General features: G+C 76.1%; 9 protein-coding genes. 3 read left to right on the plus strand and 6 right to left on the minus strand.

Annotated elements, in window-relative coordinates:
* The 3 genes from K353_RS10335 to K353_RS10345 all read left to right on the plus strand — a co-directional run.
* The coding region (locus K353_RS10335) for a non-ribosomal peptide synthetase (RefSeq protein WP_146616436.1) at positions 1 to 5,127 on the plus strand (5,127 nt) is incomplete at its 5' end.
* Positions 5,128 to 5,138: 11 nt separating this feature from the next.
* Positions 5,139 to 12,356, plus strand: a complete 7,218-nt coding sequence (locus K353_RS10340; RefSeq protein ID WP_233533495.1) for a non-ribosomal peptide synthetase — start codon at positions 5,139 to 5,141, stop codon at positions 12,354 to 12,356.
* Complete coding sequence (locus tag K353_RS10345; RefSeq protein ID WP_111553292.1) at positions 12,353 to 13,177, plus strand: ABC transporter permease; 825 nt, start codon at positions 12,353 to 12,355, stop codon at positions 13,175 to 13,177. The genes K353_RS10340 and K353_RS10345 overlap by 4 nt, the downstream gene beginning before the upstream one ends.
* A gap of 120 nt (positions 13,178 to 13,297) precedes the next feature.
* Here the strand turns inward: K353_RS10345 and K353_RS10350 are convergent, their stop codons facing one another.
* The 6 genes from K353_RS10350 to K353_RS10375 form a co-directional block, all read right to left on the minus strand.
* Positions 13,298 to 14,683, minus strand: coding sequence for a condensation domain-containing protein (locus tag K353_RS10350; RefSeq protein WP_111553293.1), 1,386 nt, complete (start codon positions 14,681 to 14,683; stop codon positions 13,298 to 13,300).
* A 94-nt stretch (positions 14,684 to 14,777) separates the two neighbouring features.
* A complete protein-coding gene (locus K353_RS10355) occupies positions 14,778 to 15,635 on the minus strand; it encodes an aldo/keto reductase (RefSeq protein WP_111553294.1) in 858 nt (285 codons plus the stop codon).
* 11 nt (positions 15,636 to 15,646) lie between these two features.
* Positions 15,647 to 17,491 (minus strand): FAD-binding protein, encoded by a 1,845-nt coding sequence (locus K353_RS10360; protein WP_158585384.1) that lies wholly within the window; start codon positions 17,489 to 17,491, stop codon positions 15,647 to 15,649.
* A 5-nt stretch (positions 17,492 to 17,496) separates the two neighbouring features.
* Positions 17,497 to 19,359: an alpha/beta fold hydrolase gene (locus tag K353_RS10365; RefSeq protein WP_111553296.1), complete on the minus strand. Its 1,863-nt coding sequence runs from the start codon at positions 19,357 to 19,359 to the stop codon at positions 17,497 to 17,499.
* Between the two features lie 13 nt (positions 19,360 to 19,372).
* Positions 19,373 to 21,853, minus strand: a complete 2,481-nt coding sequence (locus tag K353_RS10370) for a type I polyketide synthase (protein WP_111553297.1) — start codon at positions 21,851 to 21,853, stop codon at positions 19,373 to 19,375.
* Complete coding sequence (locus tag K353_RS10375) at positions 21,846 to 22,244, minus strand: phosphopantetheine-binding protein (RefSeq protein ID WP_158585385.1); 399 nt, start codon at positions 22,242 to 22,244, stop codon at positions 21,846 to 21,848. Before K353_RS10375 ends, K353_RS10370 begins: the two co-directional genes overlap by 8 nt.
* Between the last annotated feature and the right edge of the window lie 9 nt (positions 22,245 to 22,253).

Consider the following 22,253-nt stretch of genomic DNA (forward strand, 5'->3'; position numbering starts at 1 on the left):
CTGCCGCTGACCGCGCACGGCAAGGTCGACCGCAAGGCGCTGACGGCCCCCGGCACCCCCGCCCCCGCCCCCGCCGACCTCGCCCGGGGCACCGCCGCCGCACCGGCCGCCGGCCGCCGGCCGGCCACCGAGGCGCAGCGGGTGCTGTGCGAGGTGTTCGCCGAGGTGCTCGGCCTGGCCGAGGTCGGCGCCGACGACAACTTCTTCACCCTGGGCGGCGACTCGATCAGCTCCATCCAGGTGGTCAGCCGGGCCCGGACCCGGGGCGTCGTGCTCCTGCCGCGCGACGTCTTCGCCCTCAAGACCCCCGCCGCGCTGGCCGCGACCGCCGCCGGCCCCGCCGCCGGGCGGACCGTCCGCCCCGCCGCCGACGCCGAGGACGGCGTCGGCGAGGTCGAGCCGACCCCGATCATCGCCCAGCTCACCGAAGACCTCGGCGAACTCGCGGGCCCGGCCGCCGAGTACAGCCAGTACGTGGTGGTCAGGACGCCGCCCGGGCTGACCGTCGAACGGCTCACCGAGCTGCTGGCGGCGCTGCTCGCCCGCCACGACGCGCTCCGGATGGCCGTCACCGCGACCGCGCCCGGCGTCTGGACGCTGCGCACCCGGCCGCCCGGCGCCGTCGACGCCGCCCGGCTGGTCGACGCGGTCGACGCCGCCGGGGCGCTCGCCGACCCGGCCGCGCTCGACGCGCTGGTCGCCGAGCAGGTCCGGGCCGCCCGCGCCCGGCTCGCCCCGGCCGAGGCCGGGACGCTGCGGGCGGTGCTGCTGGACGGCGGCCCCGCCCGGGACGGCCGACTGCTGCTGCTCGCCCACCACACCGTGGTCGACGGGGTCTCCTGGCGCATCCTGGTCGCGGACCTGGAACGCGCCTGGACCGCCCTCGCCGCCGGCCGCCCGCCCGTCCTGGAGCCCGTCCCGACCTCCTACCGGCGCTGGGCCGCCCTCCTGGGCGAACAGGCCCGCAGCAGCGCCCGCATCACCGAACTGCCTTACTGGCGCGAGCAGTTGACCGACGACCAGCCGCTCCTCGGGCGGCGCGCCGCCGACCCGGCCCGGGACACCTACGGCACGGCCGGCCGGCTGCGCCTGGAACTGCCCGCCGACCGGACGGCGGCGCTGCTCACCGCGGTGCCCGCCGCCTTCCACGGCGAGATCAACGACGTGCTGCTCGGCGCGCTCGCCCTGGCCGTCACCGACTGGCGCGCCCGGCACGGGGCCGGCGGCGGCGCGCCGGTGCTGATCGAGCTGGAGGGCCACGGCCGCGAGCAGATCGCCGAGGAGGCGGACCTGGCCCGCACGGTCGGCTGGTTCACCACCGTCTTCCCGGTCCGGCTGGACCCCAGCCGCCACGACCGCGCCGAGGTCCTGGCCGGCGGCCCGGCGCTCGGCGCCGCGGTCAAGCGGGTCAAGGAGCAGCTGCGCGCCGTCCCGGACCGCGGCATCGGCTTCGGCCTGCTGCGCCACCTCAACCCGCAGACCGCCCGCCTGCTGGCGGCCGCCCCCGCGCCCGCGCTCGGCTTCAACTACCTGGGCCGGTTCCGGGTCGACGGCGGCACCGGCCCGTGGACGCTGGACGGCGGCAGCGCGGTGGTCGGCACCGGCGTGCACCCCGACATGCCGCTGCGCCACCCCCTCGCGGTCACCCCCGTCACCGAGGACCGCGCCGACGGCCCGCACCTGGTGGCCGACTGGCTCTGGGCGGACGGCGTACTGACCGAGGTCGAGGTCCGCGACCTCGCCGAGACCTGGTTCGCCGTGCTGCGCGCCCTGACCGACCACGCCGCGACGCCCGGCGCGGGCGGCCGCACCCCGTCCGACCTGCCGCTGGTGGCGCTCGGCCAGCCCGAGATCGAGGAGATCGAACGGGGCGCGGGCGGCCCGGTCACCGACGTGCTGCCGCTGACGGCGCTCCAGCGGGGCCTGCTCTTCCAGGCCGAGTTCGACCCGGACGGCACCGACCCGTACACCCTCCAGGTCACCGCCGACCTGGTCGGCGCGGTGGACCGGACGGCGCTGGAGGACGCGCTGGCCGCCCTGCTGGAACACCACCCCCAGCTGGGCGCGGCCTTCCACCACCGGCCCGCCGGCGACCCGGTGGCGGTGCTGCGCGCGGGCGTCCGGGTGCCGCTGGCCGCCGACGACCTCTCCGGGCTCGACCCGGCCGGGCGGACGGCCGCACTGGACCGGCTGGCCGACCGGGAGCGCGACCGCGGCTTCGACCTGTCCCGCCCGCCGCTGATGCGCTGGACGCTGGTGCGCCTGGACGAGGACCGGCACCGGCTGATCTGGACCCTCCACCACATCCTGGTGGACGGCTGGTCGATGCCGCTGCTGGTCCGCGACCTGCTCACCTGCTACCGGCACGGCGGCGCGGCCGACGCGCTGCCCCCCGCCGTCCCGTTCCGCGGCTACCTGGCGCACCTGGCCGGCCAGGACCGCGGCCGGGCCCGCGCCGCCTGGCGCGCCGCGCTGGCCGGACTGGCCGAGCCCACCCTGCTCCGCCCCGCCGCCCCCGACCGGCGCCCGGCCCCGCCCGCCCGCCTGCCGCTGCTGCTGAGCGAGGAGGAGACCGCCGCGGTCACCGGCTTCGCCGCCCGCCGCGGCCTGACCGTCAACACCGTCTTCCAGGGCGGCTGGGCGATCCTGCTGGGCCGGCTGACCGGCCGCTCGGACGTGCTGTTCGGCTCCGTCGTCTCCACCCGCCCGGCCGCGCTGCCCGGGGTGGAGGAGATCGTCGGCCCGTTCCTGAACACCCTGCCGGTGCGGGCCGTGCTCGACCCCGCCGACCCGGTCGACGCCCACCTCCAGCGGGTCCAGGACGCGCAGGCCGCGCTCCGCGACCACGACCACCTGGGGCTCGCCGAGATGCTCGACGGCAACCCCGCGCTGGCCGGCCCCGGCGAACCCTTCGACACCGCCCTGGTGTTCGAGAACTTCCCGATGGACGGGGCCGCCGACGCCGCGGCCGGCACCGGCCTGCGCATCGAGGAGGTCTCCGCCCGCGACGCCCGGCACTACCCGCTCAGCCTGGTGGTCCTGCCCGGCCGGCGGCTGGAGGTGCGCTTCGACTACGCCCCCGACCTGCTGACCGAGGACCAGGTCGCGGTGATCGCCGACCGGTTCCGCCGGCTGCTGCTCGACCTGGCGGCCGGAACCGCCGCACGGCTGGGGCAGCTGGACGTCCTGACCGAGGACGAGACCGGCCTGCTGCGCAAGTGGAACGACACCGCCCGCCCGGCCACCGGGGCGATCCGCGCCGGAGTGGTCGAGCAGGTGCGGGAGTTCGCGCTGCGCACCCCGGCGGCGCTCGCGGTGAGTGACGGGCGCACCGCGGCCTCCTACTCCTCGCTGGTCGGCTGGGCCGACGAGCTGGCCGCCGCGCTGGCGGCCGACGGGGTCGGCCCGGACACCCTGGTCGGCGTCCTGGCCGAGCCCGGGACCGCCTTCGTCGGCGCGGTGCTGGCGGTGCTCACCGCCGGCGCGGCCTACGTGCCGCTGGACGTGCACGCGCCGCCCGCCCGGACCGCCGCGCTGCTCGCCGACGCGGGTGTCGGGCACCTGCTGGTCGGCCCCGGACAGCGGGCGCTGGCCGCCGAGCTGACCGACCGGGCCGCCCCGGCCGACGGCCCCGCACCGCACGTCCGTTCGCTGGACGGGGAGTTCAGCACCGGCGCCGTCCCGCTCGACCGGCTGGCCGAGCCGCTGGGCGGACCGGACGACCTGGCCTACGTGATCTTCACCTCCGGCTCCACCGGCCGGCCCAAGGGCGCGATGGTGCACCGCGACGGCCTGCGCAACCACCTCGACGCCAAGATCGACGACCTCGGCCTGGCCGCGGGCGACCGGGTGGTGCAGAACGCGCCGGTCACCTTCGACGTGTCGGTCTGGCAGATGCTCGCGCCGCTGCTGGTCGGCGGCACCGTCCGGGTGGTCGACCGGGCGACGGCCGCCGACCCGGACGCCCTGTTCGCGGTGGCCGAGGCCGACCGGGCGGCGGTGCTGGAGGTGGTGCCCTCGCTGCTGCGGGCCGCCCTGGACGCCTGGGACGCGCCCGACACCACCCCCGCCACCGGCCGGCTGCGGCGGCTGGTGGTGACCGGCGAGGCGATGCCCCCGGACCTGTGCCACCGCTGGTGGCAGCGCTACCCGGAGATCCCGCTGGTCAACGCGTACGGACCCACCGAGTGCTCGGACGACGTCACCCACGCGCTGCTGTGCGCCGGCGACGAGGTCGGCCCGCGGGTGCCGATCGGCGCGCCGGTGCGCAACACCCGCCTGTACGTGCTCGGCGACGACCTGCGGCCCGTCCCGCCGGGCACCGCCGGCGAGCTGTACGTGGGCGGCGCGGGCGTCGGGCGCGGCTACCTGCACGACCCGGTCAGGACGGCGGCCTCGTTCGTCGCCGACCCGGACGGGCCGCCCGGGGCCCGGATGTACCGCACCGGCGACCACGTCCGGTGGCGTCCGGACGGGCAGTTGGAGTTCCTGGAGCGGCGCGACCACCAGGTCAAGGTGCGCGGCCACCGGATCGAGCCGGGCGAGGTCGAGGCCGCGCTGCGCGCCCTGCCCGGCGTCACCGACGCGGCGGTCACCGCGGTCGGGGACCGGTCGGGGACCACCCGGCTGGTCGGGTACGTGGTGGGCGGCGGCGACCTCGCCGAGGTGCGGGAGCAGCTGGCCCGGGTGCTGCCCGACCACCTGGTGCCCACCGCCTGGGTGCCGCTGCCCGCCCTGCCGCTGACCGCGCACGGCAAGGTCGACCGCAAGGCGCTGCCCGCGCCCGACCGGGCCGCGCCCGCCGCCGGCCGGCGGCCGGCCACCGAGGCGCAGCGGGTGCTGTGCGAGGTGTTCGCCGAGGTGCTCGGCCTGGCCGGGGTCGGCGCCGACGACAACTTCTTCACCCTGGGCGGCGACTCGATCAGCTCCATCCGGGTGGCCGCCCAGGCCAGGGCCCGCGGCCTCGGGATCACCCCCCGGGACGTCTTCGGGCACCGCACCCCCGCCGCCCTCGCGGCGGTGGCCGCCGCCGCGCCGGCCGGAGCGGCCCGCGCCGCCGCGCCGTCCCCGCTGCTGGAGCTGAGCGAGGACGAGATGGACGAACTCGACATCGAGCTGGAGTCATGATGGGACGCACCGTGGGACGTGGGCGCACGAGCGAGTTCCTGCCGCTCTCACCGCTGCAGCAGGGCTTCGTGTTCCACGCCGACTTCGTGGAGCGCGGCGTCGACGTCCACGTGCTGCAACTGGTCGCCGACCTCGCCGGGGACCTGGACGCCGGGCGGCTGCGGGCGGCGCTGTCCGGCCTGCTGGAGCGGCACGCCGGCCTGCGGGCCTGCTTCCGCGCCCGCCGCTCCGGCGAGCCGGTGCAGGTGGTGCCCGCCGCCGTCGAACCGCCCTGGCGGGAGCACGACCTGTCCGGGACGGCCGGGGACGAGCGGGCCGCCGCGCTGGAGCGGCTGACCGAGGCCGACCGGGTCGAGCCGTTCGACCTGACCCGCCCCCCGCTGCTGCGCGCCACCCTGGTGCGGCTCGGCGGCGGCCGGCTGCGCCTGCTGCTGACCGTCCACCACATCGTGCTGGACGGCTGGTCGATGCCGATCCTGCTGGAGGAGCTCTTCACCCGGTACGCGGGCGGCCCGGCGCCGACCGCGCCCGTCCCGCACCCCCGGGAGTACCTGGCCTGGCTGGACCGGCAGGACCGCGCGGCGGCCCGGGCGGCCTGGCGCGCCGCGCTGGCCGGCGTCGAGGAGCCCACCCACACCGTCCTGCCGGACCCCGCCCGGGCCGCGCTGCTGCCCCGGACGGCGGTCGCCGCGCTGGCGCCGCGGGACACCGCCCGGCTGGCCGAGTGGGCCCGCACCCGCCAACTCACCCTCGGGACCGTGGTGCAGGGCTGCTGGGGCCTGCTGGTCGGCCAGCTGACCGGCCGCTCCGACGTGCTCTTCGGCGTGGTCGACTCCGGCCGCCCCGCCGACCTGCCCGGCGTCGAGTCCATGGTCGGCATGTTCGCCAACACGCTGCCCACCCGGCTGCGGCTGGACCCGGCCCGGACGGTGGCGCAGCTGCTCGCCGACTTCCAGGACCAGCAGGCCGAGCTGCTCCCGCACCGCCACCTGGGCCTCGCCGAGATCCAGGAACTCACCGGCCTCGGCGGCCTGTTCGACACCGCGGTGATGTTCCAGAACTACCCGATGCCCGCGGCGACGGCCTTCGCCGAGCTGACCGGCCTGACCCTGCACGGCTCCGAGATCCGCAACGCCACCGAGTTCCCGCTGAGCCTGGTCGCCCTGCCCGGCCGGGAACTGGAACTGCGGGTCCAGTACCGCCCGGACCTGTTCGCGGACGCCGAGGCCGACCGGCTCGCCCACCGGCTGGCCGCCCTGCTCGGACGGATCGCCGCGGCGGCCGACCTCCCGCTCGCCCGGCTGGACCTGCTGGAGCCCGCCGAACGCGACGAGCTGCTGCACGCCCGCAACCGCACCGAGGCGCCCGCGCCCGCCGCGCTGCTGCCCCGGCTGCTCGCCGACCGGGCCGCCGCCCGGCCCGACGCCGTCGCGGTGCAGTGCGGCGACGAACGGCTGACCGCCGGCGAACTGCACGCCCGGGCCAACCGGCTGGCCCGCCAGCTGATCGACCGCGGCACCCGGGTCGGCAGCGTGGTCGGCCTGGCCCTGGCGCGCTCCGCCGACCTGGCGGTGGCCGCCCTCGCGGTGCTCAAGACCGGCGCCGCCTACCTCGCCGTCGACCCCGAGCACCCGGCCGACCGGATCGCCCACATGCTCGCCGACGCCGCCCCCGCCGTCCTGCTGAGCACCGCGCCCGCCCTCGCCGGACTGGGCTGGACGGGCACCGCGCTGCTGCTGGACGACCCGGTGGCCGAGGCCGAGCGCGCCCTGCTCCCCGACGGCGAACTCACCGACGCCGAACGGGGCGCCGCGCTCAGCGCCGCGCTGCCCGCCTACGTCATCTACACCTCCGGCTCCACCGGCCGGCCCAAGGGCGTCGTCGTCCCGCACGGCGCGTTCGCCAACCTGGTCGACGACATGTGCCGCCGGCTCCAGGTCACCGAGGACGACCGCTTCCTCGCGGTGACCACCTTCGGCTTCGACATCGCGATGCTGGAGCTGTTCGTCCCGCAACTGGCCGGCGCCCGGCTGCTGCTGGCCGACCGGGCCACCGCGGTCGACCCGGCCGCGCTGGCGGCGGCCGTCACCACCGGCCGGGCCACCCTGATGCAGGCCACCCCGAGCCACTGGCAGGCGCTGGTCGCCACCGCCCCCGAGAGCCTGGCCGGGCTGCGGGTGCTGGTCGGCGGCGAGGCGCTGCCCGAACCCCTGGCGGCCGAACTGCGCCGCCGCGCGGGCGCCGTGTTCAACGTCTACGGGCCCACCGAGACCTGCATCTGGTCGACCGCCGAGCGGCTGGACGACACCCCGGCCGGCGCCCCGCCGATCGGCCGCCCGATCGCCAACACCCGGGTGTACGTGCTCGACCAGGCGCTGCGCCCGGTGCCGGTCGGCGCGGTCGGCGAACTCCACATCGCCGGCGCCGGCCTGGCCCACGGCTACCTGAACCGGCCCGCGCTGAGCGCAGAACGCTTCGTCGCCGACCCGTACGGCCCGCCCGGCACCCGGATGTACCGCACCGGCGACCTGGTCCGCTGGCGCCCCGACGGCGCGCTGGACTACCTCGGCCGGACCGACCACCAGGTCAAGGTGCGCGGCTACCGGATCGAACTCGGCGAGATCGAGAGCGCGCTGGCCTCCCGGCCCGAGGTCGAACGGGCCGTCGTGACGGCCCGCGCGTTCGCCCCCGGCGACACCCGGCTGGTCGCCCACCTGGTGGCCGCGCCCGGCGCCGCGCCGGACACCGCGGCGGTGCGCGAGGGCGTCCGCGGCACGCTGCCCGGGTACATGGTCCCCTCCGCGTTCGTCTGGCTGGACGCCTTCCCGCTCAACCCGAGCGGCAAGGTGGACCGCGCGCGGCTGCCCGCCCCCGACCCGGCGGCGGCCCCCGGCCGGGAGGCCGCCGACCCGGTCGAGGAGATCCTCTGCGGGCTGTTCGCCGACGTCCTGGGCCTGGCCGCGATGGGCGCCGAGGACGACTTCTTCGAGCTCGGCGGCCACTCCCTGCTGGCCACCCGGCTGGCCGGCCGGGTGCGCGGCGCGCTCGGCGCCGAGGTGTCGGTGCGCACCCTGTTCGAGCACCCCACGCCCGCCGCGCTGGCGGCCCGGCTGGACGCCGCCCCGGCGGCCCCCCGCCCGCCGCTGCGGGCCGCCGACCGGCCGGACCTCCTGCCGCTGTCGCACACCCAGCGCCGGCTCTGGTTCGTCAACCGGCTCGACCCGGAGGCCGGCGGCTACCACGTCCCGCTGGCCGTCCACCTGGACGGCGCCCTGGACCTCGTCGCGCTGCGCGCCGCCCTGGGCGACCTGACCGACCGGCACGAGATCCTGCGCACCGTCTTCCCCGACCTCGGGGACGAGCCGGGCCAGGTGGTGCTCGCCGCCGAGCAGGCCCGCCCCGCGCCCGAGCCGGAGCCGGTGGCCGGCGCCGACCTGGAGCGGCGGCTGACCGAGGAGGCCGACCGGACCTTCGACCTGGCCCGCGACCTGCCGCTGCGGGTGCGGCTGTTCGCGCCCGGCCCGCAGGAGCACGTGCTGCTGCTGGTCGTCCACCACATCGCCTTCGACGGCTGGTCGACCCCGGTGCTCGCCGCGGACCTCGCCCTCGCCTACCGGGCCCGCACCGCCGGCACCCTCCCCGACTGGGAGCCGCTGCCGCTCCAGTACGCCGACTTCGCGCTCTGGCAGCACCGGATGCTGGGCGCCGAGGACGACCCCGACAGCCTGCAGAACACCCAACTGGCTTACTGGACCGGGGCGTTGTGCGGCATCCCGGAGGAGCTCGGCCTGCCGCTGGACCACCCGCGCCCGCCGATCGCCGGCTACCGGGGCGACGTGGTGCGCTTCGCCGTCCCCGCCGACCTGCACGGGCGGCTGGTGCGGCTGGCCCGCTCGTCCGGGGTGAGCCCGTTCATGGTGGTCCAGGCCGCGCTGGCCGCCACGCTGGGCCGGCTCGGCGCGGGCGCCGACATCCCGATCGGCGTGCCGGTCGCGGGCCGCGCCGACGAGGCGCTGCACCCGATGGTCGGCTTCTTCGTCAACACCCTGGTGCTGCGCACCGACCTCGGCGGCGACCCCACCTTCCAGCAGCTGCTGCACCGGGTCCGCGACACCGACCTGGCCGCCTTCCAGCACCAGGACCTGCCGTTCGAACGGCTGGTGGACGCGCTCGCCCCGGTCCGCTCGCTCGCCCGGCAGTCGCTGTTCCAGGTGATGCTGGCCTTCCAGAACACCGAGGCCCCCCGGTTCGACCTGCCCGGCCTGCGCTCCTCCTTCCGGGAGACCGGCAGCACCGCGGCCAAGTTCGACCTGGTCTTCGAGTTCACCGAGCAGGGCCCCGGCGAGGGACTGGCCGGCCGGCTGGAGTTCGCCACCGAGCTGTACGGGCGCGCGACCGCCGAGCGGATAGCGGCCCGCTTCCTGCGGCTGCTGGCGGCGGCCGTCGACGCGCCCGGGACGCCGCTGAGCGGCCTGCCGGTGCTCGACGAGGCCGAGCGGCGGCAGATCCTGGACGACTGGGCCGTCCCGGCCCTCCCCCCGGCCGCGCCGACCGGCGCCACCCTGCCCGAGCTGTTCGAGGGCTGGGCGGCCCGCCGCGGCGAGCACCCCGCCTTCGTCTCCGCCCGCGGCACCCTCTCCTACCGGGAACTGGACGCCCGGGCCAACCGGCTGGCCCGCGAACTCGCCGACCGGGGCGCCGGCCCCGGGGCGATCGTCGCCCTGATGCTGCCCCGCTCCGAGGAACTGCTGGTCGCCCTGCTGGCCGTGCTCAAGTCCGGCGCCGCCTACCTGCCGGTCGACCCGGCCTACCCGGCCGACCGGATCACCCACATGCTCGCCGACGCGGACGCCCGGCTGCTGCTCACCTCGACCGGGACGCTCGCCGCCGGCGCGCTGCCCGCCGATGCGCTGCCCGCCGATGCGCTGCCCACCGGGGCCGCCGACCGGGCCGCCGCCGTGCTGCTGCTGGACGACCCGGCCACCGCCGCCCGGGTGGCCGGGCGCTCCCCGGCGCCGCTCACCGACCGGGAGCGCCGGGGCCCGCTGCGCGACCACCACCCCGCCTACGTGATCTACACCTCCGGCTCCACCGGCCAGCCCAAGGGCGTGCTGGTCGTGCACCGCACGGTGGCCGAGCTGACGGCCGACCACCGGCGGCGGTTCGCGATCGGCCCCGACACCCGGGTGCTGCAGTTCGCCACCTTCAGCTTCGACGCGGCGGTCTGGGAGCTGTGCTGCTCGCTGCTGGCCGGCGCCACCCTGGTGCAGGTCCCCGACGAGCTGCGGGCCGGCCGGCCGCTGGCCGACTTCATGACCGGGCAGCGGATCGGTCTCTGCCTGCTGCCGCCGGTGGTGGTGGCCGCCTTCCCCGCCGACGCCGAACTCCCGGCGGACCTGGTGATGACGGTCGGCGGCGCGGCGGTCACCGCCGAACTGGTCGAGCGCTGGGGCCCGGCGGTGCGGCTGCACGACATCTACGGCCCGACCGAGACCACCGCGGTCTGCCTGGTCAGCGACCCGGTCACCGCGGGCCGCCCGCCGATCGGCCGCCCGCTGGCCGGCCACCGCGCGTACGTGCTGGACGCCGCCCTGGCCCCGGTGCCGGTCGGCGTCACCGGCGAGCTCTACCTCGGCGGCACCGGCCTGGCCCGCGGCTACCTGAACCGGCCCGCGCTGAGCGCCGAACGCTTCGTCGCCGACCCGTACGGCCCGCCCGGCGCCCGGATGTACCGCACCGGGGACCTGGTCCGCTGGCGCCCCGACGGCACCGTCGACTACCTCGGGCGGACCGACCACCAGGTCAAGGTGCGCGGCTTCCGGATCGAACCCGGCGAGATCGAGAGCGTGCTGCTGGAGCACCCGCTGGTCGACCAGGCCGTGGTGGTCGCCCGGGAGGACCACCCGGGCCTGCAGACCCTGGCCGGCTACCTGGTGCCCGCCCCGGGGGCCGCGGTCGACCCCGCCGAGGTGCGCAGCCGGCTGGCCCGGCGGCTGCCCGACTACATGGTGCCGCCGGTGCTGATCACGCTGCCGGAACTGCCCGTGACGGTGAACGGCAAGCTCGACCGGGACGCCCTGCCCGCCCCCGACCGGACGGCCGGCCCCGGGCGCGCCCCGGCCACCGCGACCGAGCGGGCGCTGGCCGCCGCCTTCGCGGAGGTGCTCGGCCGCGCGTCGGTCGGCGCCGAGGACGACTTCTTCGCGCTGGGCGGCAACAGCATCGGCAGCGTCCAACTGGTCGCCCGGGCCGCCAAGAGCGGGCTGCGGCTGGCCGTGACGGAGGTCTTCACCCAGCGCACCCCCGCCGCGCTCGGCGCGCTGCTCGACCACCGGGGCGAGCGGCCCAACGGCGCCGCCCACCTGGCCGGCCAGCTGCGCGCGAGCGGCCTGGCCGACGACCCGGACCCGTTCGGACCGGTGCTGCCGATCCGCCCGACCGGCGAACTGCCGCCGCTGTTCTGCGTGCACGGCGGGCTCGGCACCAGCCTGCCCTACCTGGGCCTGGCCGGGTACCTCGACGAGCGGCGGCCGGTCATCGGCCTGCAGGCGCCGCAGGTCAGCGGCGCGGGCGGGCCGTCGGCGAGCCTGGAGGAGCAGGCCGACGCGTACCTGGCCCGGATCCGGGCGATCCAGCCGCACGGCCCCTACCACCTGCTCGGCTGGTCCTTCGGCGGGCTGCTGGCCCACCAGGTGGCGGTGCGGCTGCGGGCCGCCGGCGAGCGGGTGGCCTACCTGGCCAACCTGGACGCCTTCCCGTACGACCGGGCGCTCGACGGCGAGATGCCGGGCCGCGACGGGCTGCTGACGAGCTTCCTGGAGTACCTCGGCGAGGAGCAGGCCGCGGCCGCCGCGGACGCGGTCGACCCGGCCGCCGTCGCCCGGGTGCTGTCCCGGCACGGCGGACCGTTCGCCACCCTCACCGAGGCCGACGTGGAACGGCTGGTCGCGGTCATGCGCCACCACGTGGAACTCGCCGAACGCTTCACCCCGGGCCGCTTCGACGGCGAGATGACGCTGTTCGTGGCGACGGCCGGCCGCACCGCCCGCGAGGTCGCCGACGCCGCCCGGCGCTGGGCCCCGCACGTGGCGGGAGGCGTGGCGGTCCACGGGATCGACCACGCCCACGAGTACCTGATGCACCCCGCCCCGCAGGCCGAGATCGGCGCCCTCGTCGACGCCGGGCTGCGCCGGCTCGCCCGCAACCCCCGCTCGGAAAGGACCTCATGAGCACTCTCGCCGCAGGACCGCTCGCCGCGGCCCCGCTCGGCGGCTCCGCCGTCGAGACCCTCGCCCTGGCCGGACGCCGGCTGCGCCACCTGCGCCGGGCCCCCGGCCGGCTGATCGGCGTGGTGCTCAACCCGATGGTCATGCTGCTGGCCGTCGGCTACCTGTTCAAGAACGCGATCAAGGCCCCGGCCGGGGGCAGCTACCAGGAGTACCTGATGGCGGGCATCGCGATGCAGGTCGGCCTGGCGAGCATCGGCCCGACCGCGATCAGCGTCGCCCTCGACCTCAAGGCCGGCCTGATGGACCGGTTCCGCTCGCTGCCGATCGCCCGCGCCTCGGTGCTGGTGGCGCACGCGATCGGCGACTTCCTGGTCAGCCTCGCCGTCCTGGCCGTGGTCGGCGCGGCCGGCCTGGCCGTCGGCTGGCGCACCCACGGCAGCCCGCTGTCGGTGCTGGCCGGCTTCGCGGTGGCGGCCGGGTTCGTGCTGGCGATGGTCTCGGTCGGGGTCGCCCTCGGCCTGGTGGTCCGCAACGTCGAGTCGATCGACTCGATCGGCGCGCTGGTCCTGGTGGTCTGCACCTTCCTGTCGAACGCGGTCTTCCCGGCCGAGGCGATGCCGTCCTGGCTCCACCCGGTGGTCCGGTGGAACCCGATCAGCGCGGTCTCCGACTCCTGCCGCCGCCTCTGGGGCAACCCCTACGTCCCGGACGGCGGCTTCCCCGGCCAGCACCCCCACCTGGTGGCGGCCCTCTGGCTGGCCGCCCTGCTGGCCGGCACCGCCTGGCTCAGCCTGCGGACCTTCCGCCGGGCGGCCGTCTGAGGCCGGCCCGGCCCGGCCGACCGGGACCGGCGCCACCGTTCGGGCGGTGGCGCCGAACGCCTCGTCGCCGGCGGGCCGCATGCGGCCCGCCGGCCTCCACCACGTCGAAGCCGCCCGCCGTCAGGAGAACTCGGCGTACAGCGTGCGGACGGACGTCGACTCCCCGCCCGCGGCGGCCCGGGCCAGGAGCCGCTCCACGTCGCGGAGGAAGTCGGCGGGGCCGCGCGGGGCGAAGAACCCGTTCTCGACGTACAGGTGCAGCAGGGCCCGGTCGCCGAGGTCGAAGAGGTCGGCGAAGAAGTTCGCGCCCTTCGGCGTCTTGGCCATCCGCTCCTCGGTGACGGTGGTGCGGGGGAGGAGGTCGGCGAGGCCCGCGGCGGCGGCGTCGGCGGCGGCCGGGTCGGGGGCGGCGGGGCTGGAGGCGGCGAACCGGGCGTCATTGAAGAAGCAGTAGCCGTCGGGGGTGATCCCGCGTCCGCCGGCGACGGCGGCCACCATGGATTCGAGCTTGCGGGGGTGGTACTCGCTGTGCCAGTAGGCGAGCATGGCGGCCCTGACGCAGCGGCCCAGGAACGCGGTGAAGGGCTCGTCGGTGATGTCGATCCGGAAGAGCGCGTTCTGGTTGAACGGTGCGACCATCGACCGGCTCCCCGGCTGGAAGCGGGTGGCGACGATCTTCCGCATGACCGCCTCCTGCTCGCCGGTGTAAGCGGCGAGCAGCAGCGCCACCGCGCCCTGGAGGACCGCGCCGGCGTCGATGCCGCAGCGGATCGCCAGGGAGCGGGTCGCGGCCGCCAGGGCCGGGGAGTCGATGGTCGCGCAGGTGAAGTCGGGGTCGTTGGCACCGCGCTTCGTGGCGATCATGCGGGCCGGAACGGTCGCCATGTGCCCGGCCCAGAAGTCGAGGGCCTTGGACTCGCGGGCGATCGCCTGCGCGGACGCCTCGTACTCGGCGCGTTCCAACGGCTGCTGTCCGGGCGGGTCGAGGGTCTCGCCGGCGATGAGCCGCTCGAAGTCGCTCTGGACGATCGTGAAGCTCCAACCGTCGACGGCCATGTGACTGACCGACAGGAGCAGCAGCAACGGCTCGTCGCCCCTGGTGAGCAGCACGACGCGCAGGGGCAGGTCCGTGCCGTAGTCGAAGGGGACGTCGTGCAGGGCGGGACCGAGTTCGGCGACTGCGTCGGCGACGGGGCCGGAGCCGAGGTCGTGGACCCCGATGTCGAACGAGCCCGTGCCGAGCACCCGTTGACGGGGGCCGTCGGGGCCCTCGGATACCAGGGTGCGCAGCGAGTCGTGGCGTTCGACCAGGGTGCGCAGCGCGGTGAGCACGTCGTCGACGGAGCGGCCGTCGGGGACCGGCCACTCGACGAGGGCGTTGAGGGAGGCGTCGTCCGGCGGCAGCCAGCCGATCACGTCCCAGATGGCGATCTGGCCCCAGATGAGGGGCCCGGTCCCGGCCCGATCGGTGTCGAACCGCAGGGGAATGGTGTGACCGCGAAGCATGGGGCTCCATCCTCGGGAGGGGCAGTGCGCGGCAGGGGCGTGGGGCGTGGGGCGTGGGGCGTGGGGCGGGGGTCGGCGGAGGGGCAGGAGCGGTTCAACCCGTCCGGGCCAGTCGTCTCCTGGCCAGCCAGGCGACGGTTCTCGGATCGTGGTGGTCGAGGAACTGCGGGGTGCCGGTGTCCAGCGAGGCGATCGACGCCATCTGGTCGTCGGTCAGCTCGAAGTCGAAGACGGCGATGTTCTCCGCCATGCGCTCGGGTCGCACCGACTTGGGGATCGCCACGACGCCGCGCTGGACCAGCCAGCGCAGCACGACCTGGGCCACCGACCTGCCGTGCTGCCTGCCGATCTCGCCGAGCAGCGGGTGGGTCAGCAGTTCGGCCCTGCCCTCGGCGAGACCGCCCCAGGACTGGAGCTGTACTCCGCACTCGCGCATGAGCCGCTGGTCGGCGGTGCGCTGGAAGAACGGGTGGGTCTCGATCTGGTTGACGGCCGGCGTCGTGTCGTTGTTGACGACCAGGTCGACGAGGCGGTCGGGATAGAAGTTGGCGACGCCGATCGCCGTGGCGAGCCCTTCCCGGTTCAGGTCCTCCATGGCGCGCCACTGCCCGTAGACGTCGCCGTAGGGTTGGTGCATCAGGTAGAGGTCGAGGTGGTCCAGGCCGAGCCTGGCGAGCGAGTCCTCGGCGGCGCGCCGGGTGTTCTCCTGGGCCGGGGCGTCCTGCACCCACAGCTTGGTCGTGACGAACAGGTCCGCCCGGGGGATGCCGCTGGCCGCGATGGCGCGGCCGACGGCTTCCTCGTTGCCGTAGTAGGGGGCCGTGTCCAGCAGCCGGTAGCCGGCGGCCAGCGCCTCGGACACGGCCCGCTCGGTCCGCTCCGGCGGGATCTGGTAGACGCCGAAACCGAGGACCGGCATCTGCACGCCGTTGTTCAAGGTCACGTGCTGCACGAGGTCGCCCTTCAGTTCGTCGGTGCGGGGCGCCCGGTGGAGGCGGGACGCAGGTTGTGGTTGGAGCGGAACAGGTTGTCCGGGTCGTACCGGGCCTTCAGGCGGGTGAGGCGGTCGTACGCCCCCGGGTCGTAGAACTCCCGCACCTCGTCGGGCGGGGACGGCCTGCCGTCGCCGTACACGAAGTTGAGGCTGCGTCCGACCGTCCACGGCTCGAAGGCGCGCCGGAGCCGCCGGTGCACGGGGCGGGCGTCGGCGAACGGGTCCTCACCGGTCGGGCCGACGGCTCCGTTGAGCACGCGCAGCAGGTACTGCGCCGTCCTGCCCCCCACGGCGTTCGGCACGGCCGGGGGGCGCGACATGGCACCGCCGAGGTGGCGCAGGTCCACGATGCACCGCGGAACGACGTCCGGGCCGGTCAGGTCCGACAGCATCCGCGGGGCGGAGGAGTCCAGCCCGCGCAGCAGGATGTTGCTGCCGTAGTAGGAATGGGGGAAGTCCGGGTCTCCGAAGATCGAACCGACCCGGGCGTACGGCATCTCGTCCACGGTGTCGACGAGACGCGGTCCGACCGCCCGCAGCGGGGCGATCAGCCGTTCGCCCTCCGCGCGGGAGCCGTTGAAGGCGATCCGGATGTGAGCCGCGTACCGCCCGCGCAGCGGTTCGGGGAAGGCGGGCACGGGCGGGTAGGTCATCAGCCCGATGGAGGAAGTCAGCTGCTCCGGCACGGTGAGCGACCAGTCCGCGTAGGCGCGCAGGATGTCGGTGGCGTCGTCCGCCGCGTCGAAGAACAGCCCTCCGCCGTACACCCCGGTGATCGGCACGAGCTCCGTCTCGATCGACGTGATCGCACCGAAGTTGGCGCCGCCGCCGCGCAGCGCCCAGAACAGCTCCGGATCGGATTCCGCGGTGACGCGCCGCGGCGTTCCGTCGGCGAGGACGAGGTCGACGCCGTGTACGTGGTCGCACGCGTAGCCGAACTCCCGTCCGAGCAGCGGGGTCCCGCCGCCCAGCAGGTAGCCCGCGACACCGACGCCGGGTGACGAGCCGTTGAGGGGGGCCAGCCCGTACCGGGCCGCCTCGCGCATCACGTCCTTCCACAGGGCGCCCGCCTCCATGCGTGCCGTGCGGGCCCGGGCGTCGACCTCGACGCGGTTCATCCGCCGAGTGGTGATCAACACCCCTTCCCCCCGGAGCGGCGCGGAGATGCCGTGACCGGTGCCCTGTACCGCGATCGGCCACCGCCGCGCGGCCGCGAAACCCACGGCGGCACGCACGTCGTCCGCCGTCGCGGCCCCCACCACGAGGGCGGGACGGTGCCGGTAGGCCGTCTGGAAGCCGGCGCACTCGGTGTCGTAGCCCTCGCTGCCGGGCCGCAGGACGGGGCCCTGGACGCTCGCGGCCAGGGGCGCGCCCGCGTCACCGGTCGTCCCTCCCCGTGGCGCCTCGCCCCCCTCCGTCCGGTGCCATTCCAGGACGCGGCGGCGCGGCGGGCCGATCAGAGCCGTGCCGTAGAGCCGGAGCCGGTCCCCTTCCAGGACCAGCTCCCGGACCTGCTCCGTTCCGATCCAGGCGGGATCCGGGGCGAGCTGGATGGTGTGGACGACGCGGGCCCCCTCCCGCCGCCAGGTCCCCGCGTAGCTGTTGAAGGTCTGGTCGCCCGGCCGGGCCGGGCCGGTGCGCATCATGGTGACGGAGAGCCGACCGTTCGGTGCGTAGAAGAGCAGACCCTCCGGCGCGGGTCCGAGCGGGCCCTCGTGGCGGGCGCCGTCCTGGTCCAGGTCGTGGTAGGACGCGAGCCGCCAGACACCGGCGATGCCGTCGCCTGCCGTGGACGGGGCGGTGGGCTGCGGCACGGTCCTCACTCCTTGCTCTTCGTGACGGGGGCGGCGGGCAGGACCGCGCGGCCGGCGGCGCCGGCGGGTGCCACGGCACCCGCCTCCCGCAGCTCGCCGAGGGTGGATAGCAGACCGGCCGGCTCGGAGAGTCGGCCGCCGGGATGCGGCAGGGAGGACACGACGAGCAGGTTCGCGGGCAGGCCGGGGCGGCGCTTGAGCAGACCGGTCAGCGACCGGCCGGGCCCGCATTCCAGCAACACGTCCGGCGAGGAGGCCAGCAGCGTGCCGACCGCGTCGGAGAAGCGCACGGTCTGCCTCAGGTGCCGGGCCCAGTAGTCGGGGTCCGTCGCCTCCTGCGCGGTGATCCACCGACCCGTGACACAGGAGAGGAACTCCCGGGTGGGCGGGCGGAGGGTCAGTCGCGCGGCGGCCGCGCGCAGTCGGTCGACGCAGCCCTCCATCAGCCTGCTGTGGAAGGCGTGCGAGACGGGGAGCCGCCGGCCCGGCGTCCCGGCGGCGGTGAGCCGGGCCTCGATCCGCACGATGTCCCGCTCGGTTCCGGCGAGCACGCAGGACGAGGGGGCGTTGACGGCGGCCAGGTCCGCGCCCAGCTCCAGGAAGGGCGCCAGTCCGTCCTCCGGCAGCGGTACGGCGAGCATCACCCCGGTGGGGGCCTCCTGCATGAGCCGGGCCCGCAGGCAGACGAACTCCAGGGCCTCGGGCAGCGGCATGACCCCGGCGAGGGTGGCCGCGACGTACTCCCCCAGGCTGTGCCCGATCAACGCCACGGGTTCCACACCCAGCCGCTGCCAGGTGCGCGCCAGCGCGTACTCCAGCAGGAAGACGGCCGGTTGGGCGACGACGGTCTGCCGCAGCGCTTCCGCGTCCTCCCCGTCCGGGTCGGCCGGCACCGCGCGGAGGTCCGGTCCGCCCACCTCCCGCAGCACTTCCAGGCCGTGATCGAACTCCTCGGCGAAGACGGGGAGTTCCTGGCGCAGGGCGACTCCCATGCGGGCGTACTGCGATCCCTGGCCGGGGAGGACGAACGCCACCCGGGGCCGCTCCCCATTGTTCCGGGGCACGGGCACCGGCGTGGCCGGGGCCGGGGCGGGGGCGGCGTCGGGCACCGCCACGGCCTGCCGGATCCGCCGGAGCATCAGGTGCCGCTGCCCCGCGTCCCGGAAGGGGAAGTGACCCCCTGCCAGGCACGACAGTTCGAAGGCGCGGCTGGTGTGGGCACTCCACCCCGACACTTGCAGCGCGTCGCGTTCCAGGTCGCCGACGAACGCCGTGACGGGGACGTCCAGCAACGGCCCCGGGCGGTACCGGTAGGTCTCGTAGACCGTGATGTCGGCGCGGATGGTGCCGAGGGCCATCCGCAGCAGCCGGGGATCGGCACGGACCTGGGCGGGCAGTCCGCCCCAGCGCCGCTCGACCTCGGCCAGCAGCGCGTCGTCGTCCAAGGTGTGGACGGGCTGCCCGCCGCGGTCGAGGGGCGGCGGGGCGCTGGACGACAGGAACAGCCGCCGCGGCAGCTCCCGCCCGGCGTCGCGGAGCGCGCGGGCCACCTCGAAGGCCACCAGGCCGCCGAGGCTGTGCCCGAAGAGCGCGAACGGCCGCTCGGGGCGCAGGACGTCCAGGACCGCGCCGACCACCGAATCCATCGAGGTGAGCGGCGGCTCGCCCAGTCTGGACCCCCGGCCGGGCAACTGTATGCCGGACACCTGGATCTCCGGCAGCTCCTCCTCGAACCGGAGGTACTCGCCGGGCGATCCTCCGGCGTGGGTGAAGCAGAAGAGGTCGGCTGCGGCGTCCGGGCGAGGCCTGCGGGTGACGATCCAGCGGCCTCCTCGCGCCGGACCGGCACGCCGCGACGTCTTCTCCATCCTCACATCCTCCTCAAGGTGCCGGGACGGTCTGTCCGGTGATCAGGGCCGCCAACTCCGCCGGGGTCTGCGCCTCGTACAGGACGGCGGCATCGAGCCGGGCGGCGGCCGGGAAGAATTCGCGGACGCGGCCCAGCAGTTGGACGGCGACGAGCGAATCGCCACCGAGGTCGAAGAAGCTCTCGTCGGGCTCGACGGCCTCCAGGCCGAGCGTTTCGGCGAACAGGTCCGCGACGGTCCGGGGGACGGAGTCCTCCGCACGGTCGGACGGCCCCCCGACGGCCGTCCCGCCCGGCGGGTCGGCGGCAGCGGTCGCGGGAACCCCGCCCGGGAGCGGCTCCACGACGTACCGCTGCCGTTCGAACGGGTAGGACGGCAGTGGGACCCGGCGCCGCTTCGCTCCCGCGTGGAGCCCCTCCCAGCGCACCGCGGTCCCGGCGAGCCAGAGGCGACCGGCGGCCTCCAGCAAGGCGGGCAGCGCGTCCTGCCGCCCGCCCTCCGGGAGGACCGGCATCCAGAGGTGGTCGGTCGCCTCGCCGGGGCCGGGCATCCGGGTGAGCACGGGGAGCCCGGGGGTGCGGGGTTCCGCCACGGCTCCGGTGACGGTCCGGCGGACCGCCTCTCGCACCGTGCAGACCCCGGCCACGACGTCCGCCACCACGGCGCCGGTACCGCTGCCCGCGACGGCCGCCGCACGCAGGCCCCAGGACTGCCAGAGCCGGGCGAGCGCGAGTTCGGTGGCCAGGACGTCGACGTCCGCGCGGACGTGCCCGGCGTCCGCGGCGCTCAGGCACTCCTGGTAGGCCCGGACGAACACCGGCTGCGTGGCGTGCAGGTCACGTGTCCGGGAGGAGTCGACGCTGCCGGGGAAGAAGAGGGCGACCGGCCGTGCCGGGTCCTGCCCGCCGGAGTCGACCAGCCGGCCCGGGGCGAGGCCGGTCAGGACCCGGAGGGCGTCGTCGGCATCGCGGACCACCGCACATCGGCGCCACGCGTGTTCGCGGCGTCCGGTCTGCAGCGTCCAGGCGATGTCGGCGACCGGCGACTCCCGGCCGGGCGACCGCAGCCGGGCCGCGAGCCGGTCGGTCGCCGCGTCCAGGGCCGTCGGCGTGCGGGCCGACAGCACGAGCAGGTGCCAGGGCTGCGCGGGGTCCGCGGGCGCCGGGGCGGGAGCCTGCTCCAGCAGGAGGTGGGCGTTGGTTCCACCGATGCCGAAGGAGCTGACCCCCGCACGGCGCGGCACGCCCTCGTCGGCGCGCCACTCCTGCGTGTCGGCGGCGACCACGAACGGGCTCGCCGCGAAGTCGATCCGAGGGTTCGGGACGGTGAAGTTGAGGCTCGCCGGGATGACTCCGTGCTGGAGGGCGAGCACCGCCTTGATCAGTCCGGCCGCGCCGGCGGCCGCGTCGGTGTGGCCGATGTTCGTTTTGACCGAGCCGATCCGGCAGAAGCCGCGGCGGTCGGTGTCCTGGCGGAACGCCCTGGTCAGCGCGGCGATTTCGATCGGGTCGCCGAGCGGGGTGGCCGTGCCGTGGGCCTCTACGTAGCCGATGGTCGCCGCATCGACACCGGCGATCAGCTGCGCGTCGCGGATCACCGCTGCCTGCCCCTCCACGCTGGGCGCGGTGAAGCCGATGCGGTGGGCTCCGTCGTTGTTCACCGCGGAGCCGCGCAGCACCGCGCGCACGGTGTCGCCGTGCGCCAGCGCATCGGACAGGCGCTTGAGCACGACGATCCCGGCGCCGTCGCCGCCCACCGTCCCGGCCGCCCCGGCGTCGAAGGTGCGGCAGGTGCCGTCGCGGGAGAGGATGCCGCCCTCGACGTAGGGGCTCTCCTTCGCGGGGACGCGGACCGCCGCACCGCCCGCGAGAGCCACGTCGCAGTCACCGGCCAGCAGTGCCTGCGCGGCGGTGTGGACCGCGACCAGTGAGGTGGCGCACGCTGCCTGGACCACCACCGCGGGGCCGCGCAGACCGATCTTGTAGGCGACCCGCGAGGCGAGGTAGTCCGGCGCGTTGCCGACCAGGATCTCCATGTCCGTCAACGGGCCCAGCTCCTCGCGGCGGGACCGGACGACCTCCGCGTACGAGGTGTCGGTGCTGCCCGCGTAGACGCCGATGGCCCCCGGGAAGCGCTCCGGGTCGCAGCCCGCGTCCTCCAGCGCCTCCACCGCGCACTCCAGGAAGACCCGGTGCTGGGGGCTGATGACGCGGGACTCCCGGGGCGAGAAGCCGAAGTACGCGGCGTCGAACCACTCGGGGTCCTCGAGCAGCCCCCGGGCCGGAACGTACTCCGCGGCGCCCGCCGGTCCGGCAGGCCCGGGAACGGGGCGAGGGGGAAAGCGGGTGACGCTGTCCAGGCCCCGGACCAGGTTCTGCCAGAACTCTTCCGGGTCGGCGGCCCCGGGGTAACGGCACGCCATGCCGATGACGGCGACGAACGAACCGTCGTCCTCCCGCGGGGCCGTGACGTCGTCGTGGACGCGGTCACTCATGCCGTTCCCCCTCCCCGAACGCGGTCGGCCGGCCGATCCGCCCGTTCCGCCTCCCGGCGAGACGGGCCCGGCCGCCGGCGCGGGAGCCCTCGGCACGACCGGCGCCGGTCCCCGGCCCCGGGACGTGCCCGTCGAGGTAGGCCGCCAGGCTGCGGACGGTCGGATGGTGGAAGAGTTCGATCAGCGGGGGGTTCGTGCCCAGCCTGGTGGTGATCCGGTCGAGAACCATGTGCAGCAGGACGGAGTGGCCGCCGAGGTCGAAGAAGTTCTGCTCCACGCTGACGTGCGGTACTTCCAGCACCTCGGACCAGATGGCGGCCAGGGCCCGCTCGGTGTCCGTGAGCGGGGGGCCGGGGGCGGCGCCGGCGGAGGGCATCGGCTCTGTGCTCACGGCTGTCCT

It is taken from the genome of Kitasatospora sp. SolWspMP-SS2h, assembly GCF_003259315.1.
Lineage (GTDB): Bacteria > Actinomycetota > Actinomycetes > Streptomycetales > Streptomycetaceae > Kitasatospora > Kitasatospora fiedleri.